Raw genomic sequence first — 16,755 nt, forward strand, 5'->3', positions numbered from 1 at the left:
CGCAATGCCGCAGTTCTTCATCAAACGCCCCGTCTTCGCCTGGGTGGTGGCGCTGTTCATCATCCTGGCTGGCGCAATCGCGATTCCGCTGCTGCCGATCGCGCGCTATCCTTCGGTGGCGCCGCCGCAGGTCACCATCACCGCCGTTTACCCAGGCGCCACGCCGCAGGCGATGAACGACTCGGTGCTGAGCCTCATCGAGCGCGAGCTGTCTGGGCTCAAGAACCTTCTCTACTTCGAGTCGACGTCCGACACGTCCGGCAGCGCGACGATCACCGTCGCGTTCAGGCCCGGCGCCGACCCCGAACTCGCGCAGGTCGACGTCCAGAACCGCCTGAAGACCGTCGAGGCGCGGCTGCCGCAAGCGGTGCGCCAGAACGGGCTAGTCGTCGAGGCCGCGTCGTCGAGCTTCCTGATGCTCGTGAGCCTGCGCTCCGACGACGGTCGCTTCGACGAAGCGGCGCTGGCCGACTACATGGCGCGCAACGTGGTCGAGGAACTGCGCCGCATCGACGGCGTCGGTCGTGTGCAGCTGTTCGGCGCCGAACGCGCGATGCGGATCTGGGTGGATCCCGCCAAGCTCGTGGCGTTCAAGGTCTCTATGGAGGACATCACCGACGCGATCGGGCGGCAGAACGTCCAGATCTCGCCTGGACGTCTGGGTGACCAGCCGACGGCACCCGGCCAGCGCGTGTCGATCCCGCTGAGCGTCCAGGGGCAGTTGCAGACGCCGGAGCAGTTCGCCGCCATCGTGATGCGCGCCAACGCCGACGGCCGCAAGGTCGTGCTGGGCGACGTCGCCCGCGTTGAGCTGGGCTCGCAGTCGTACGCGTTCGCGACGCGGGAGGACGGCAAAGTGGCGAGTTCCGCCGCGGTGCAGCTCGCGCCGGGCGCCAACGCGGTCCGCACCGCCGAAGCGGTGCGCGAGCGGCTGGAGCAGCTGCGGCCGACGATGCCCGCCGGCATGAGCTACTCGGTGCCGTTCGACACCGCACCGTTCGCGAAGATCTCGATCGAGAAGGTCGTGCACACCCTGATCGAGGCAATGGTGCTCGTGTTCGCCGTGATGTTCGTGTTCCTGCAGAACGTCCGCTACACGCTGATCCCGGCCATCGTCGCGCCAATTGCGCTGCTCGGGACGCTGGCGGTTATGCTGGCCGCCGGGTTCTCAATCAACGTGCTGACGATGTTCGGCATGGTGCTGGCAATCGGGATCATCGTCGACGACGCGATCGTCGTCGTCGAGAACGTCGAGCGCATCATGTCCACCGAGGGCCTGTCGCCGCGCGACGCGACGGTGAAGGCGATGAGCGAGATCACCGGCGCCATCGTCGGCATCACGCTGGTGCTCACCGCGGTCTTCATTCCGATGGCGCTGGCCAGCGGGTCCGTCGGTGTCATCTACCGCCAGTTCACGCTGACGATGGCGGTGTCGATCCTGTTCTCCGCCGCGCTGGCACTGAGCCTGACACCCGCGCTGTGCGCCACGCTCTTGAAACCGGTGGTCCACGACCACGGTCCGCGGCGCGGGTTCTTCGGCTGGTTCAACCGCGGCTTTGACCGCCTAACCGGCGGCTACGAGTCGCGTGTCCACCGGCTCGTGAAGCGCTCGGGCCGGATGATGGCCGCGTTCCTGGCGCTGACGACGGTGCTGGTACTCGCGTTTGGCCGGCTGCCATCGGCGTTCCTGCCGGAAGAGGACCAGGGGTACTTCATCACCAGCATCCAGCTGCCGGCCGACGCGACGGCCGACCGGACGTTGGACGTCGTGAAGGACTACGAGGCGTTCGTCTCGGAGCGGCCGGGGATCCGGTCGAACATCTCGATCCTGGGCTACGGGCTCTCCGGCTCGGGTCCCAACACCGCCGTCGCGTTCACGATGCTCCAGGACTGGGACCGCCGCGATGGTGCCAATGCCTGGGAGGAGGTGTACGAGGCCTACATGGCGATGGCCAAGCGCGTCACCGAAGGCACCGTCTTCAGCCTGATGCCGCCGGCGATCGACGAGTTGGGCAACTCCTCGGGCTTCTCGATGCGGCTGCTCGACCGCGCCAACCGCGGGTACGCGGCGCTGCAGGCGGCGCAGGCGCAGCTGATCGAGATGGCCGCCAAGAGCGACGTGGTCACCGGCGTCTACGCCGACGGGCTGCCGGCCGGGTCAGGCCTGGACCTGTCGATCGACCGGACGAAGGCCGAGGCACTGGGCGTTCCGTTCACGTCGATCAGCGAGCTGCTGTCCACGGCGATGGGGTCGAACTACGTCAACGACTTCCCGAACCAGGGCCGGATGCAGCAGGTCATCGTCCAGGCCGACGCCTCGGCGCGGATGCAGATCGACGACGTGCTGCGGCTGCGGGTTCGCAACACCGGCGGCGGGATGGTCCCGCTGTCCGAGGTGGTGACCGCATCGTGGGTCGACACCCCGCTGCAGATGACGCGCTACCAGGGGCTGCCGGCGGCGCGCATCGCGGGCACCGCGGCGCCGGGACGGTCCAGCGGCGAGGCGATGGACGAGATGGAGCGGCTCGCCGCGCAGCTGCCGCCGGGTTTCGACGTGGCGTGGACCGGCCAGTCGCTGCAGGAGCGGCAATCCGCCGCCCAGGCGCCGAAGCTGATGGCGCTGTCGATGCTTGTGGTCTTCCTGGTGCTGGCTGCCCTCTACGAGAGCTGGGCGATCCCGCTGTCGGTGATCCTGGTGGTGCCGCTGGGCCTGCTCGGCGCGGTCGGGGCCGTGCTGCTGCTGGGCATGCCCAACGACGTCTTCTTCAAGGTCGGGCTCATCACCGTCATCGGCCTGTCCGCTAAGAACGCAATCCTGATCGTGGAGTTCGCGCGCCAGCTGCACGACGAGGGCAAGGGGCTTGTCGAAGCCGCGGTCACGGCGTCGCGACTGCGGCTGCGGCCGATCCTGATGACGTCGCTGGCCTTCGGGCTCGGCGTCGTGCCGCTGATCTTCGCGTCCGGTGCCAGTGCCGAGACGCAGGCCGCGATCGGTGTCGGCGTCTTCGGCGGCATGGTCACGGCCACGGCGCTGGCGATCTTCTTCGTGCCCGCGTTCTTCGTCTTCGTCCTCGGCGTGCGCGACCGGCTGGCCAGCTGGCGCACGCCTCGGGGATCCGCGTCGCCGGCGACTCGCGCGACGGAGGTCTGAGCCATGCGATCCATCGTCCTTTCCCTGCTGCTGGCCCTGACCGGCTGCGCGATGACGCCCGAATACGTCCGGCCGGAGCCGCCGATCGCTGTCGCCTATCCGCACCGTTCCAGCACAGAAGAAGTGCCGTCGTCTGCCGGCATCGGCTGGCGTTCGATGTTCGGCGACGCCCGGCTGCAGGCGCTGATCGAGGCGGCACTGAAGCACAACCGCGACCTGCGCATCGCGATGCTGAACGTCGAGGCCACGGCGGCGCAATACCGGATCCAACGCGCGGGCGAGCTGCCCGCGGTGAACGCGACAGCGGGCGTGACGCGCGAACGGTCGCGAACGCTGTCATCGAGCCCGTCGGTTCAGCGCCAGGTGAGCGTCGGGTTCGGCGTCACCGCGTTCGAGTTCGACCTTTGGGGGCGCGCGCGGTCGCTGTCCGACGCCGCTTATGCGCGCTACCTCGCGAGCGACGAAGGCCGCAGGGCGGCGAGGCTCTCGCTCATCGCGGCGGTCGCCGATGCGTACTTCGCCGAGCGCCTGGCAGTGGAGCAGCAGGCGCTGGCAACCCAGACGCTGGAGAGCTGGACCGAGCAGCGCGATCTGGCGGTACGGCTTCATGACGCGTCGCAGACCAGCGGACTCGACGTCGCACAGGCGCAGAGCCAGGTCGCGCGCGCCCAGGTCGAGGCGGACGGCCGCGCACGGGAGCTCGAGCGCGCTCGCAACGCCCTCGTGCAGCTCGTGGGCGCGGACTTGCAGACACTGAACCTGCCCGATGCGCCGACGTTGGAGAAGATGCCGGTACGCACCCAGCTCGCGCCGGGGTTGCCGTCCGACCTGCTCGTGAACCGCCCGGACATCGGCCAGGCCGAGCAGGCGCTTCGTGCCGCGCATGCCGACATTGGCGCCGCGCGGGCGGCCTTCATCCCGAGGATCGAGCTGACGACGACACTGGGCTTCGCGAGTCCCGCGGTCCACGGTCTCTTCGGCGGCGGCAACCGGGTCTGGTCGTTCGCGCCGACGGTGACGCTGCCGCTGTTCGACGCGGGAAGGCTGCGCGCGGAACTGCAGTTGTCCGAGCTGCGGCGGTCGGCGGCGGTCGCCGAGTACGAACGCGTGGTCCAGGTCGCATTTCGGGAGGTAGCCGACGGGCTGGCCGGGACCGAGACCTTCGCGCGCCAGGTCGAGGCCCAGCAGCGCGTCGTCGCCGAGGAGGAGCGCCGGGCCAAACTGGCGGGCCAGCGCTACCGCGCCGGGCTCGACGCGCGGCTCGAGTGGCTGGACGCGCAGCGCCAAGCCTTCGCCGCCCGGATGGAACTGCTGTCGCTGCGCCGTGAGGCGCTCGGCAACGCCGCCCAGCTCTACAAAGCCCTGGGAGGCGGCCTGTTCCGGGACGACGACCCGGGGCTCTGAGCCACGCGATCGGGACGACGCACGATGACGCCTTCCTCCTCCGGCGGCGCCGATCCGCTGCACGATCGGAACCTGCTCGCCGATCCCGATGTCGCCGGGCGGTGGCGGCTGCGCTTCTGGGTGGTGTTCGGCGGCCAGTCGCTGTCGCTGATCGGCTCGGTGCTGACGCAGTTCGTGCTGCTGTGGTGGATCACCGACACGACTGGCAGCGTCTCCGCGCTAGCGACGGCCGGCCTAGCCGCGCTGCTGCCCCAGGCGCTGCTGGCGCCGCTGGGCGGAACCGTCGCGGACCGGTACAGCCGCCGGTTCGTTATGGTGGCGGCAGACCTCGTCAGCGCGCTGTGCATGGTCGTCCTGATCGTCCTGTTCACGATGGCGCGCGTGGATCTCGTGCACGTCTACGCACTGATGGCGATCCGCAGCGCGATGCAAGCGTTCCAGGCACCGGCAGCGGCCGCCAGCGTCCCGATGTTGGTGCCGCGCGCGATGATCAGCCGCGTCTCCGGAGTGAACCAGGCGGTGCAGGGTCTCACCGTGGTCGCGGCCGCGCCGCTCGGCGCGCTGGCGCTGGGCGTGATGCCGATCGGATGGGCGCTGACCATCGACGTCGTCACCGCCGTGTTGGGCGTCGCGCCGCTGCTGTATTTCGCCATCCCGCAGCCGCGGCGCGAGGTGGACGCCTCCGCGAGCTTGGTCGGCAGCATGTGGATGGACTTCCGGGAGGGGGCCGCGTTCGTCTGGTCGTCGCCGGGATGGCGGCGTATTTTTGCGCTGCTCACCGGCGTGATGCTGGTCGTGATGCCGTCGTACACGCTGGTTCCGCTGCTCGTGAAGAGCCACTTCGGCGGCGGAGCGCAGGAAGTGGCGTTGATCGAGGGGCTGGCCGGGCTCGGGATGCTGCTGGGCGGCGCGCTGGTTGCCGTGATGGCTCCACGTCGCCATGTCCTGTGGGTTGTCCTGGGTTTCGGCGCCTCGTGTCTGTCGCTGGCGCTGACGGCGATCGTGCCACCGGGACTGTTCTGGATCGCGGTAATCTGGTGGACGCTTAGCGGCGTGACCTACGTCTTTGGCAACGCGCCGTTGACCTCGCTACTCCAGACGGGCGTGCCGGTGCATCTGCAGGGGCGGGTCTTCTCGCTGCTGCAGGCGATCGTCGGGTTCGCGGCTCCGGTCGGCCTCGCCGTCGTCGCGCCGTTGGGGCAGGTGACCGAGGTCGACACCCTCTTTGTCGCGATGGGGCTGTTGGGAGCGGGCGTGAGCTTCAGCGGCCTGCTGTCGCCGCGCCTGCTTGGGCTCGGGGTGCAGGAGCGGGAGTCGTGATCAGCGCGCTTCGGAGTGTTCCCTTCCGATGCGGCGCGACACCACTACGGATAGCGGGCCGTGAGAAGGTCTGCTCCTGGCCAGCACCGCTCGAAGTCAGACGCTCCTGAAAGGGGGCGATCTCAAGGATCGCACTGAGCGAACGTCGGTTGCTCTTCCGAGACCCGACGTTGCCTGGACGGCATCGGCAGCGTCTGCCTATCGCCGCGTCGTGCCTAGCAAGCCGAGGCGAGCGGCGGCGGCGCACCGGCGAGAACGCCGCGAATGACCGCGGCACCATAGCGCGCGCAGACCTCGCGCAGGAATCGCGAGAAGTCGGCATGCGCGTCGTCGTCGGCGCGGTCGGAGATCGCGCGGATGGCGACGAACGGCAGACCCCATTCGTGGCACACCTGGGCGATCGCCGCACCTTCCATTTCGACGGCCAACGCATCGGGCATCGACGCACGCAGCGTTTCGCTATCCTCCGCGGTGCGAACGAAGCGGTCGCCGCTGACGATCAGGCCGGTGTGCACGGTCGGCGCGTGCAGCGCGAAGTCCCGCACGATTTGCTCGCCGAACAGTGTCAGCGGATCGGCCAATGCGACGCGAGCGCCTGCGGCAACCCGCTCGACGAGCGCTGCGTCTGCCTTGAAACGCGAGACGCCAGTCAGCGGCACTTCAAAGCGCGGAAAGAACGGAGAAGCGTCGAGGTCGTGCTGCAGCAGTTCGGCCGAGACGACGATGTCACCTACTGCTACACCCGGCGCCAGTGCACCGGCAATGCCGGTCAGCACGACCGCGCCGACGCCGTAGTGCGCGATTAGCGTCGCAGTGGTCGCTGCGGCAGCTACCTTGCCAACGCGCGACTGCACTGCGACGACGTCATGACCCTCCAGTTCGCCATGCCAGAACTCCCGGTTGCCGAGGATCTGCCGCCGCGCGCCGGGCATCAGTTCCAGCAGGTCGGACAGTTCCTGCCGAAGCGCGGCGACGATGCCCAGCGGAGCGGCAGTTCGGGGAGAAGAAGGATCTGGCGTCATTGCAGGTGGACGAGGTAGGCGTGGCGAGCGTCGAGTCGGCGACGGCGCTTGCAGGTCGCGACCCCGACCTCCCGGCATATCGCAGTGCGGCAGCGCGATTCCAAAACGCTGGGCGCGGACGCTGCGCTGATTCCGACGCAGCCGTTCATCCTCGCGCCGCCATACCGCCCGCAGGACGCCGGAGCGCCTGCCAGACGAGTGCCGCGACGAGTGCAGCCAGCAGCCCGAGCGATCCAACGTTCAGCCAGGTCCAACCCTTCGACGTCACCAGTGCGCCGGCGCCCAGCGACGTCAGGGCCATCGTCGAGTACACGCAGAAGTCCATCGCCCCCTGTGCGGTCGTCTTCTCCTCGGGGCGGTAGGTGCCGGTCAGCATCATCGTCGCGCCGGTGTAGATGAAGTTCCAGCCGACGCCGAGCAGCGCCAGCGAGACGACAAAGTGCGGCATGTCGACGCCGGTCAGCGCGACGGCGATGCACAGCGCGTACAGCCCGCAGCCAACGGAGACAACCGACGTCGTGCCGAAGCGCCGGATCAGCGCGCCGGTGAAGAAGCCCGGCGCGAACATCCCAATCACGTGCACCTCGAGGACCAGCGCGGTACGGTCGAAGGGGTGTCCGCAGCCCGCCATGGCCAGCGGCGTCGCCGCCATCAGCAGGTTCATCATCCCGTAGCCGAGCGCGGCCGACGCCACGGCGGCGACGAACGTCGACTGGCGCGCTATCTCGCGCAGCGGGCGACCCGGTCGCAGTGCGTCGGGCTGCTCCATCGGCGGGAATGGGATCGTCGAGACGATCGCCAGCGACAAGAGGGCCAGCGCCGCCAGCGCGTAATACGCACCGACGAATGGGATCGCGAGGAGGTCGCGGCCGATCGTCGCCAGGTTCGGGCCGAATACGGCGCCGAGCAGTCCACCGGTCAGCACCCAAGAGATGGCCTTGGCCTTCGCCTCGGGTGCGACGACGTCGGCCGCTGCGAAGCGGTACAGCGCGGCATTCGCGTTGTAGTAGCCGGCCGACAGCGTCGCGGCGACCAGCAACGCGAAACTACCGATCGTCACCGCGGCGGCGCAGGACAGCGTCGTCGCGATCGCGGCCACCAAGCCGGCCTGGAACGCGCGGCGCCGGCCCCAGCGTCTCTGGTGGCGCGCGACGAACGGCGTCGCGATCGCGCCACCGACGACGTAGCCCATCAGCGGCAGCGTCGCCATCCACGGTGCCGGTGCCAGTTGCAGCCCGACGAGCCCGTTGATCGCGATGAAGGTGACGTTGTTCGTCAGGAACAGGCCCTGACAGATGACTAGGCGCAGCAGCGCGCTGTTCATGCCGCGAACGCCGGGCGGCCGGACCGCGCGACATGAGTACGAGCCAGAGACATCGAGGTGCGTGCTGGGGTTCGGTGCCTGCGACCGGGACGGTCGGAACGGCGGACGCGAAGGCTAGCGGCCGTCTTCTATGATTGGAAGTGGTAGTTATTCATGCAACCATGAGGCTGGATCATCGATGATCGACCGACAGCACTTGGCGATCGTCCGTGAGGTACGGCGCCTGGGCAGCGTCACGGCTGCTGCGGAGCGTCTGAACCTGACGCAGTCGGCGCTGAGCCACACGATCCGCAAGTTTGAGGAACGCCATCGCGTGCAGGTCTGGACCCGGCAGGGCCGGGGGCTTCGTTTCACCCAAGCTGGTGAACGGCTGCTCGAACTTGCCGAGCGCGTGCTGCCGCAACTCGAGGACGCGGAGCGCATGTTGGAGCAGGCGGCTGCCGGACGGCGCGGCACCTTGCGCGTCGGGATGGAGTGCCATCCGTGCCAGAAGTGGCTGATGCGGGTTACCGGGCCGTTCCTCGCCGCGTGGCCAGATGTGGACCTGGAGGTCCGCACCGCGTTCCGGTTCGACGGCGTCACCGCGCTGGCCGGGTATGACATCGACCTGCTGATCACGCCCGATCCTGCGCGGCGGCCGGATCTGCGTTACGTGCCGGTGTTCGACTACGAACTGGTTCTCGTCGTGCATTCGGAGCATCCGCTGGGCGGCCGACAGTCGGTGGACCCGGCAGACTTGCAGGATGAGGATCTCGTCACCGTCCCGGTCAGCGTCGACCGGCTCGACGTCTACACGCGCTTCTTGCTACCGGCTGGCGTGCGGCCGCGCCGCCAGCGGACGGCGGAGACGACCGAGCTGATGCTGCAGATCGTGGCCGCGCGCCGCGCGGTCAGCGTCGTCCCTGACTGGCTCGTCCAAGAGTACGGCGCCGGGTTGCCGATCCGTGTCGTCCGGCTCGGCGCACGAGGGCTGGCCAAGAGCATCCATATCGGCATGCGGGCCGAGGAGCCGGAGACGGCGTACGTCGACGGCTTCCTGCGGCTAGCGCGCGAGCACAGCCCGGAAGCCTGATAGTCGGGCGCCGACGACCGTCCTCGACGTCCGCAGCGCCTCGGCTACCGGTCGCTCACGCCGCCCTTTGCACCACAACTCACTGACCGGAACGCGGCCGACATCGCCAGCTGGCTGCAGGCCGGTGACCGCCCGCACCTGCTGCAGTGCCTCCACCGTCGTCCAGACGTGACTGGCAGCTATGGGTCGGTGCAGCCCCCTCCCCGCTGGAACATCGCCCGAATCCAGCGCCCGAGTTGACCCCGATCGTTCCTAGAGTGTGCTCATCAGCCCAGCTGACGAACCCTCTGGAGGACGGCAGTGCACCAGCGACTCCCCGATGACGAACGGCGACCGTCCCCGCCCCCACACATCGGTGCGTCGCGGAGTCGGACGATCCGCACCGCGGCACTGGCCTGCGTAGCCGCATCCCTCGCGGCCGGATCCCAGCAGGCCCACGCCCTCGACGGCTGCCTCGTCCTCCTCTGCCTCGCGGCCCCAAACTGGCACGCCATCTCCCAGTGCGTGCCGCCAATCCACCAGCTCTTCCACGATCTGCGCCGCGGGCGGCCCTTCCCGACCTGCGACATGGCCGGCCCCGGCAACTCGTCGAACCACCGCTGGGCGAGCGCGCCCGCCTTCTGCCCGCCGCAGTACACGCACGAGGTCTCCGGCGAGAGCGGCACCGAGTACGTCTGCGACTACAGCGGCGCGATCTCGGTCCAGGTGGATGGCCAGCTCTGGAGCCGGACCTGGTGGAACCGCGGTGACAGCGTCACCGAGTTCAGCGACGCGGCGAAGGCCGGTCTCCAGGAATGGAACACGCGCTTCGATGAAGACTTCGCGCGCTGGAAGGCCAGCCAGCCGCCCGAGACGCGGTCATGCGAGTGCTGAGCGTTCGTCATGCAGACCGCCGACCTCGCCGCGCTCGTGCTGGCCTGCGCCCCGCAGGTGCATCCGGCCACGGCGTTGGCGCTGATCGCCACGGAGAGCGGCGCCAACCCCAATGCGATCGGCGTCGTGGGCGGCCGGCTGGTCCGGCAGCCCCGGCACCGGCAGGAGGCGTTGGCCACCATCGGCCGTCTGGAGCGCGGCGGCTGGGACTACAGCGTAGGGCTCGCCCAGATCAACCGGCGCAACTTCGCAAAGCTGGGCCTCGACGCAGCGTCCGCGCTCGACCCCTGCGCCAACCTGGCCGCGATGCAGACCGTGCTGTCCGAGTGCTACGGCCGCGCCTCTCGTCCGGCCGTCCCCGGGCAGCGCGCACTGCGCAAGGCGCTGTCCTGCTACTACAGCGGCGACTTCAGCACCGGCTTGCGTCACGGCTACGTGCGCAAGGTCGTCGGCGCCGCGGCCGCATCCCCTTCTCTCCCCGTCAGCACCTCGAAGGAGTCGCCATGAAGTCTCGCCTCGTTCCGGTCCTGCGTCGCCAAGCCGTCCTGGCGGCAGCGCTGCCCGCCGCCGCGTTCGCACAAGGGTTCGAGAAGATCAACACGACGGTCACCAACGTCAACACGATCCTGGTGACGATCTCGATCGCCGTCGTGACCATCGCGATCATCTGGGCCGGCTTCAAGATGATCTTCCAGGGTGCCCGGCTCGCCGATGTCGCCAACGTGCTGATCGGTGGCACCCTCGTCGGCGGCGCCGCGGCCTTCGCCAGCTACATCGTCGCCTGAGGCCCGCGATGGTTTCCGAACCGATCTACAAGGGCGCGACGCGCCCGGCGATGAAGCTGGGCATCCCGCTCGTGCCGCTGGTGCTGCTGGCCGGCACCTCGATGCTGCTGGTGCTCTGGGGCGGCATCCTGGTGAGCTGGTGGCTGGCCCTCGCCGTCGTCGCCGCGGTCGCCCCGGTGCTCGTCTGGATGCGCTACGTCACGCGCCGTGACGACCAGCGCTTCCGCCAGATCTTCGTCTCCCTCCGCCTGCGGCTGCACGACCGCAACCGCCGCCACTGGGCCGGGCGCAGCTACTCGCCCACCGTCTACCGGGGAGGCCGCGATGCGTGGCACGCCTGAGACCTGGCTGCGGCGGCCGCCTCCGCCGCCCCGCCCTGCCCCGCTGCAGCCGCGCCTGTGGAAGCAGGCGCTGGCCGAGCATCCGCTGGCGCGCGTCGTGCCGTTCTCGTCGCTGGTGGGGCCGCACGACGTCATCACGCGCGGCGGCGACTACCTGCGCATCTGGCGCCTGGAAGGCGTGCCCTTCGAGTGCGCCGAGGAAAGCGTGGTGACCGAGCGCCACGAGGCGATGTGCAGCCTGCTGCGCAACCTGGCCGGCGGGCAGTGGGCGGTGTGGATGCACCGCCTGCACCGGCGGGTGCATGACGCCCTGGCCGACCCGGCGCAGCCGGGCTTTGCCCGACTGCTGCCGCAGGCCTACCAGGCGAAGCTGGCCGAGCGGCCGATGATGAGCAACGAGGTCTACCTGACGCTGGCCTACCGGCCGCAGGCCTCGAAAGTCGGGCGCGCGCTGCAGTCGACCCGGCGCTCGCGCGAGCAGATCGCGGGCGCGCAGGCCGAGGCGCTGCGCGTCATCGAGGAGAAGGCCGCGCTGGTGGAACGCACGCTGCGGGGCTTCGGCCCGCGCTGCCTGGGCGAGCGGGAGCAACACGGTCGCTGCTACAGCGAGGTCGCCGAGTTCCTCGGCCTGCTGGTCAACGGCCACTGGCGGCCCGTGCCACGGGCGGCCGGCCCGCTGTTCCGCACGCTGCCGGACACGCGGCTCACCTTCGGCGGCGACAAGCTCGAACTGCGTCACGGCGCCGACGTGCGCTACGCGGCGCTCGTAGACATCAAGGAGTACGCCGACGACGTGCAGCCCGGCATCCTCGATACGCTGCTCTACGAGGACAGCGAGTTCATCGAGACGCAAAGCTTCTCGATCCTGCCGCGGCGCGAAGCGCTGCGTGCGCTCGACCTGCAGCGCAGCCAGCTCGTCGCCAGCGACGACGTCGTCGAGAGCCAGATCGCCGACATGGACGTCGCCATCAACGACCTCGGCGACGGCCAGTTCTGCATGGGCGAGTACCACTACAGCCTCGTCGTCTTCGGCTCCGACGTGGCCGACGCTGGCCGCCGCGCCGCGCGTGCCGTCGGCGCGGTGGGCGAGACGTCCAGCCTGCAGATGGCGCCTGTCGACCTGGTGGCCGATGCCGCCTGGTTCGCGCAGATGCCGGGCAACTGGCAGTGGCGCCCGCGCGAGGCCAAGCTGTCGTCTCGCGCCTTCGCGGCGCTCGCCGCCGCCCACAACTTTCCGCGCGGGAAGCGCGACGGCAACCCCTGGGGCGAGGCGCTCGCGCTGATGCGCACGCCCTCGGGCCAGCCCTTCTACCTGAACCTGCACAGCAGCCCGGAAGGCGAGGACTCGCTGGACCGCAAGCTGCCCGGCAACACGCTGCTGATCGGCTCCACGGGCGTGGGCAAGACGACGCTGGAGATGCTCCTGCTGGCGCTGACGCGCAAGTGGGAGCCCGCGCCCCGGCTGGTGCTGTTCGACCTGGATCGCGGCTGCGAGATCGCGATGCGTGCGCTGGGTGGCCGCTACTTCGCGCTCGAAGCCGGCACGCCGACCGGCTGCAACCCGCTGCAGCACGAGCCGACGCCGGCGCGGCTGCAGTTCTGGCAGCAGCTCGTGCGCACCTGTCTGGAGACGCCCGCCCTGCCGCTGCTGCCGGCCGACGAACGCGCCATCGCCGACGCGGTGCAGGCCGTGGCGCTGATGCCGCGTGCTCTGCGCCGCTTCTCCACGCTGCGCCAGAACCTGCCGAAGGCCGGCGCCAACAGCCTGCACGACCGGCTGGCACGCTGGTGCCAGGGCGGTGCGCTCGGCTGGGTGTTCGACGAGGCCGACGACCGTCTCGGCGACCTGCAGGACACCGCGATCGTGGGCTTCGACACGACCGAGTTCCTGGACCTGCCCGAGGTGCGCACGCCGGTGATGCTGTACCTGCTCGACGTCATGGAAGGCCTGGTCGACGGTCGGCGCCTGATCTACGTGATCTCGGAGTTCTGGAAGGCGCTCGACCACCCGATCTTCAGCGACTTCGCCAAGCAGAAGCAGAAGACGATCCGCAAGCAGAACGGCCTGGGCATCTTCGACACGCAGAGCCCGTCCGACGTGCTGCGCCACCCGATCGGCCGGACGATGGTCGAGCAGAGCGTGACGAAGATCTTTCTCGCCAACCCCGAGGCGGTGCGCGAGGAGTACGTCGAAGGCTTCGGCCTCAGCGAGGCGGAGTACGAGATCGTGCGCAGCCTGGGCGCGCGCGGCGGCCGGCGCTTCCTGGTCAAGCAGGGCCACACCAGCACGCTGTGCGAGCTGGACCTGTCCGGACTGGACGACTTCGTCACCGTGCTCTCGGCCACGACCGACAACGTCGCGCTGCTCGACGAACTGCGGGCGCAGCTTGGTGACGATCCGTTTCGCTGGCTCCCCGAACTGCAGCGCCGGGTCCACGATCGACGCCTTCAGGCATCGAGGAGCCGGTCATGAAGCGTCTCGCACTGTTCGTCCTTCTCGCCGGCTGCTCGGCAGCCGCTCCGGCCCTGGCCCAGTACGTCAAGGGCAACGAGGCGGTGCGCTCCGGCCGCGCTGAAACCCCGCCGCTGCTGAAGTCGATGAGCCGCATGCCAGCCTGCGCGGCCGACGCAGGCTGCCATGCCGGGCCCTGGCACATGGTCGAGACCGCCGACGGGCTGCGCGAATGCACCGAGCCGACGGCGCGGCCCGGCACCTGCCGGCCGTCCAGCTACGGCAGCCGCAAGCTGGCGCGGCTGTGGGTCGTCAAGCGCGGCACCACCTGGCAGTGGTGCCAGTACCCCGACATGGGCAGCCGCTGCGTCGACATGCACGCGCGGCCGCCGGCCAATTTGCTGGTGGCCGTCGTCCAGTGACGGCGGCAGCACGGAGGACGAACGATGTTCACCTGGCTCGGCTCCCAGCTCGACACGCTGCTCGGCGGCTACGTGCTCGGCGTCGTCTCGGCGCTGGCCAGCGCGCTTGCGCCGCTGGCACTGACCGTGTTCACGCTCTGGGTGCTGCTGTTCGGCTGGGCGGTGCTGCGCAACGAGGTGCCCGAGACGCTGCCCACGTTCCTTTGGAAGGTCGTGCGAATCGGTTTCGTCTTCGCGTTCGCGCTGCAGGCCGGCTTCTACGTCGGCAACGTCGCCGACGCGGCCAACGGCCTGGCGATGGGCGTCGCGTCGACCTTCGTGCCGGCCGGCGCCGACCCGGCCGTCGTCAGCTCGCCCTACGCGCTGCTGGACCAGTTCAACGACCGGGCCAGCGAGCAGGTGTCGGACATCATGAAGGAGGCCAGCATCTTCCGGCTGGACCTGCTGTTCGCGGCCGGCGTGTTCTCGATCGGGTCGGTGGTGTTCCTCTGCATCACGCTGTTCGTGGTGTCGCTGTCCAAGGTCTTCCTCACCTTCGTCATCGCGGTGGGCCCGCTGTTCATCCTGTGCCTGGCGTGGCGGCCGACGCAGCGCTTCTTCGACAGCTGGCTGTCGATGCTGCTGAACGCCGTCGTGCTGACCTGGTTCGCGTTCTTCGCGCTGGGCATCAGCACCTTCGCCGGCAACCAGATCTTCCTGGCCATCAACTCCGGCGGCGGCTTCCTGGGCGAGGCGTTCAACGTGCTGTCGGAAGCCACGCGCTACTGCATCGTGATGATCCTGATGGGCATCGTCTGCTTCCAGGCGCCGGGGCTGGCCGCGGCGCTCACCGGCGGTGCCGCGGTGCAGCAGGGCGTGCACATGCTGCAGAACGTGCTGATGGTGGCCGGCCTGCGCTCGGTGGCCGCCTCCCGCGGCGGTGCACCGGCCGCGCTCGCCAACACCGTGCGCGCCGGCGGCGGTCTGGCCTACACGGCCGGCCGCGCCGCAAGCTCGGCCGCGCGCGCGCTGCGCGCTCCCGCCGGACAGGCCGCCCCACGGCTGCCGGCCTATCGCCTCGCCGCCCAGCGCGGCGCTGCCTGACCCGTCCTTGAAGGAGTCCCGCATGAACCCGTTCAAGCGCCTCGCCATCGCCCTGACGGTCGCCGCGGCGCCGCTGGCCAGCCACGCGCAGGGCATCCCGGTCTTCGACCGCGCCAACCTCGCGCAGTCGATCGAACAGGTGCTGCATGCCGTGACACAGATCGAGAACCAGCTGCAGCAGATCTCCGAGCTGCAGCACCAGCTCGGCAGCATGAACGGCTACCGAGGCCTGGGCACGATCGCCAGCGACCCAACGCTGAACGACTACGTGCCGCCCGACGCCCCCGCCCTGCTGGGAGCGGTGCAGAGCCGCGGCTACGCCGGCCTGACCGGCACCGCGAAGGCGTTGCGTGACGCCGGCCTGGTCTACAACTGTGAGGACCTGGCCGGCGACGCCCGCATCCGCTGCCAGGCCGACCTCGCCCGGCCGTACCAGCACAAGGGGCTGCTGCAGGACGCGATGGGCGCCGCCAACGGCCGCATCGCGCAGATCCGCACGCTGATGTCCCAGGTGGACGCGACCACCGACCAGAAGGGCGCGCTGGAGATCCAGTCGCGCATCGGCGCCGAAAACGCCCAGCTCGCGCACGAGTTGACGCGCATCCAGATGCTGCAGGCCATGGCCGACAGCGAGGAACGCATCCAGCGCTCGCGTGACCGCGAACGCCAGTACGAGACGCTCGGCCGCACGGGCCGGATGTCCGCCTACCTGCCCTAGCAGCCCCCAGGAGACGCCCCATGAAAGCAGTGCCCGGCCTGGGCAAGGCCGCTGCATGGCCGGATGACGCCGACACGGCCATTCCCGAGGCGGCGGACGATGCTCCCTACCGCGCCAACCGCGACTGGGAACTCGACCGCGCGCTGATGCTGGAGCGTTCGGAGCGCCGTGCATGGCGCGTGGCCTGGGTGGCCGCGGCCTTCGGCGTCATCGGCATCGCGGCGGTGTTCGTGCAGGGGCCGCTGCGCCGCATCGTCGAGATCCCGATCGTGGTCGACCGCCTCACCGGCGAGACCACGATCCAGCAGCGCCTGGACGTCGAGACCATTCCCCGTCTCGAAGCGCTGGACAAGCACAACCTCGCGACCTTCGTGCGGGCGCGCGAGGGTTACAGCTGGATGTGGCTGCAGCGTGACTTCGACCAGGTCGCGCGCATGGCCGTGCCGACCGTGTTCGCCGACTACACGCGGCTGTTCGAGGGCGACGGAGCGCTGCAGAAGAAGATCGGCGCCACCGAGGAGTGGCGCATCCAGATCGTCGGCGTGCGCCTGTCGCCCACCGGCCGCAGCGGCAACCGCGGCGAAGGCACGGTGACCTACGAGAAGGTCGTCCGGCTCACCGAGCGCGCCCTGCCCGACGTGACGACGCGCCACGTCGCCAGCATCGTCTACGAGTACCAGCCGCAGGTGCTGGCCCGCGAGCGTGACCGGCTGGAGAACCCGTTCGGTTTCGTGGTCACCGCCTACCGCTCCGATCCGGAGATCGGCACGACCGGAGGCAAGCCGTGA

General features: G+C 69.7%; 15 protein-coding genes. 13 read left to right on the top strand and 2 right to left on the bottom strand.

Annotated elements, in window-relative coordinates; translation table 11 throughout:
• Positions 1-4: 4 nt before the first annotated feature.
• From LOC65_RS14395 to LOC65_RS14405, 3 genes are read left to right on the top strand one after another with little or no spacing between them, the layout of a single operon-like run.
• Positions 5-3,151: a multidrug efflux RND transporter permease subunit gene (locus LOC65_RS14395; protein WP_230247960.1), complete on the top strand. Its 3,147-nt coding sequence runs from the start codon at positions 5-7 to the stop codon at positions 3,149-3,151.
• 3 nt (positions 3,152-3,154) lie between these two features.
• Positions 3,155-4,555, top strand: coding sequence for an efflux transporter outer membrane subunit (locus tag LOC65_RS14400; protein ID WP_230247961.1), 1,401 nt, complete (start codon positions 3,155-3,157; stop codon positions 4,553-4,555).
• A 24-nt stretch (positions 4,556-4,579) separates the two neighbouring features.
• Entirely contained in the window at positions 4,580-5,875 is a 1,296-nt protein-coding gene (locus LOC65_RS14405; protein WP_230247962.1) for an MFS transporter, read from the top strand.
• A gap of 215 nt (positions 5,876-6,090) precedes the next feature.
• Here LOC65_RS14405 and LOC65_RS14410 read toward each other — a convergent pair whose 3' ends face one another.
• Together LOC65_RS14410 and LOC65_RS14415 are read right to left on the bottom strand one after the other, a co-directional pair.
• On the bottom strand, positions 6,091-6,897 hold the full coding sequence (locus LOC65_RS14410) for a 5'-methylthioadenosine/adenosylhomocysteine nucleosidase (protein ID WP_230247963.1): 807 nt from the start codon (positions 6,895-6,897) through the stop codon (positions 6,091-6,093).
• Between the two features lie 145 nt (positions 6,898-7,042).
• Positions 7,043-8,221 carry an MFS transporter gene (locus LOC65_RS14415; protein WP_230247964.1) on the bottom strand — a complete coding sequence of 393 codons (1,179 nt, stop codon included), beginning with the start codon at positions 8,219-8,221 and terminating at the stop codon, positions 7,043-7,045.
• A 178-nt stretch (positions 8,222-8,399) separates the two neighbouring features.
• On the opposite strand from LOC65_RS14415, the gene LOC65_RS14420 reads away from it, so the two are divergent.
• The 10 genes from LOC65_RS14420 to LOC65_RS14465 all read left to right on the top strand — a co-directional run bounded on the left by LOC65_RS14420 (position 8,400) and on the right by LOC65_RS14465 (position 16,755).
• Positions 8,400-9,293, top strand: a complete 894-nt coding sequence (locus LOC65_RS14420; RefSeq protein ID WP_230247965.1) for a LysR family transcriptional regulator — start codon at positions 8,400-8,402, stop codon at positions 9,291-9,293.
• A 504-nt stretch (positions 9,294-9,797) separates the two neighbouring features.
• On the top strand, positions 9,798-10,166 hold the full coding sequence (locus LOC65_RS14425; protein WP_230247966.1) for a hypothetical protein: 369 nt from the start codon (positions 9,798-9,800) through the stop codon (positions 10,164-10,166).
• A 9-nt stretch (positions 10,167-10,175) separates the two neighbouring features.
• Positions 10,176-10,673 carry a lytic transglycosylase domain-containing protein gene (locus LOC65_RS14430; RefSeq protein ID WP_230247967.1) on the top strand — a complete coding sequence of 166 codons (498 nt, stop codon included), beginning with the start codon at positions 10,176-10,178 and terminating at the stop codon, positions 10,671-10,673.
• Positions 10,670-10,951, top strand: a complete 282-nt coding sequence (locus tag LOC65_RS14435; RefSeq protein ID WP_132645939.1) for a TrbC/VirB2 family protein — start codon at positions 10,670-10,672, stop codon at positions 10,949-10,951. Before LOC65_RS14430 ends, LOC65_RS14435 begins: the two co-directional genes overlap by 4 nt.
• 8 nt (positions 10,952-10,959) lie before the next feature.
• Positions 10,960-11,292, top strand: a complete 333-nt coding sequence (locus LOC65_RS14440; RefSeq protein WP_230247968.1) for a type IV secretion system protein VirB3 — start codon at positions 10,960-10,962, stop codon at positions 11,290-11,292.
• Positions 11,276-13,765, top strand: coding sequence for a VirB4 family type IV secretion/conjugal transfer ATPase (locus LOC65_RS14445; RefSeq protein ID WP_230247969.1), 2,490 nt, complete (start codon positions 11,276-11,278; stop codon positions 13,763-13,765). The genes LOC65_RS14440 and LOC65_RS14445 overlap by 17 nt, the downstream gene beginning before the upstream one ends.
• Entirely contained in the window at positions 13,762-14,166 is a 405-nt protein-coding gene (locus tag LOC65_RS14450; RefSeq protein WP_200378036.1) for a hypothetical protein, read from the top strand. The genes LOC65_RS14445 and LOC65_RS14450 overlap by 4 nt, the downstream gene beginning before the upstream one ends.
• Positions 14,167-14,190: 24 nt before the next feature.
• Positions 14,191-15,249 carry a type IV secretion system protein gene (locus LOC65_RS14455; RefSeq protein ID WP_230247970.1) on the top strand — a complete coding sequence of 353 codons (1,059 nt, stop codon included), beginning with the start codon at positions 14,191-14,193 and terminating at the stop codon, positions 15,247-15,249.
• Positions 15,250-15,271: 22 nt separating this feature from the next.
• Positions 15,272-15,967 (top strand): P-type DNA transfer protein VirB5, encoded by a 696-nt coding sequence (gene virB5 / locus LOC65_RS14460; protein WP_230247971.1) that lies wholly within the window; start codon positions 15,272-15,274, stop codon positions 15,965-15,967.
• Between the two features lie 20 nt (positions 15,968-15,987).
• The gene (locus LOC65_RS14465; RefSeq protein WP_230247972.1) at positions 15,988-16,755 is read left to right on the top strand and encodes a virB8 family protein; all 768 of its coding nucleotides are present in this window, start codon (positions 15,988-15,990) and stop codon (positions 16,753-16,755) included.

It is taken from the genome of Rubrivivax sp. JA1055, from assembly GCF_020966565.1.
GTDB classification, from domain to species: Bacteria; Pseudomonadota; Gammaproteobacteria; order Burkholderiales; family Burkholderiaceae_C; genus Rubrivivax; species Rubrivivax benzoatilyticus.

Bases quoted from the DNA above. Each gene is read 5' to 3' on its own strand.
- virB5 (WP_230247971.1), top strand. From the start codon at position 15,272: ATGAACCCGTTCAAGCGCCTCGCCATCGCCCTGACGGTCGCCGCGGCG.
- LOC65_RS14405 (WP_230247962.1), top strand. From the start codon at position 4,580: ATGACGCCTTCCTCCTCCGGCGGCGCCGATCCGCTGCACGATCGGAAC.
- LOC65_RS14440 (WP_230247968.1), top strand. From the start codon at position 10,960: ATGGTTTCCGAACCGATCTACAAGGGCGCGACGCGCCCGGCGATGAAG.
- LOC65_RS14445 (WP_230247969.1), top strand. From the start codon at position 11,276: ATGCGTGGCACGCCTGAGACCTGGCTGCGGCGGCCGCCTCCGCCGCCC.
- LOC65_RS14410 (WP_230247963.1), bottom strand. From the start codon at position 6,897: ATGACGCCAGATCCTTCTTCTCCCCGAACTGCCGCTCCGCTGGGCATC.
- LOC65_RS14420 (WP_230247965.1), top strand. From the start codon at position 8,400: ATGATCGACCGACAGCACTTGGCGATCGTCCGTGAGGTACGGCGCCTG.
- LOC65_RS14435 (WP_132645939.1), top strand. From the start codon at position 10,670: ATGAAGTCTCGCCTCGTTCCGGTCCTGCGTCGCCAAGCCGTCCTGGCG.
- LOC65_RS14455 (WP_230247970.1), top strand. From the start codon at position 14,191: ATGTTCACCTGGCTCGGCTCCCAGCTCGACACGCTGCTCGGCGGCTAC.
- LOC65_RS14465 (WP_230247972.1), top strand. From the start codon at position 15,988: ATGAAAGCAGTGCCCGGCCTGGGCAAGGCCGCTGCATGGCCGGATGAC.
- LOC65_RS14430 (WP_230247967.1), top strand. From the start codon at position 10,176: ATGCAGACCGCCGACCTCGCCGCGCTCGTGCTGGCCTGCGCCCCGCAG.
- LOC65_RS14415 (WP_230247964.1), bottom strand. From the start codon at position 8,221: ATGAACAGCGCGCTGCTGCGCCTAGTCATCTGTCAGGGCCTGTTCCTG.
- LOC65_RS14400 (WP_230247961.1), top strand. From the start codon at position 3,155: ATGCGATCCATCGTCCTTTCCCTGCTGCTGGCCCTGACCGGCTGCGCG.
- LOC65_RS14450 (WP_200378036.1), top strand. From the start codon at position 13,762: ATGAAGCGTCTCGCACTGTTCGTCCTTCTCGCCGGCTGCTCGGCAGCC.
- LOC65_RS14395 (WP_230247960.1), top strand. From the start codon at position 5: ATGCCGCAGTTCTTCATCAAACGCCCCGTCTTCGCCTGGGTGGTGGCG.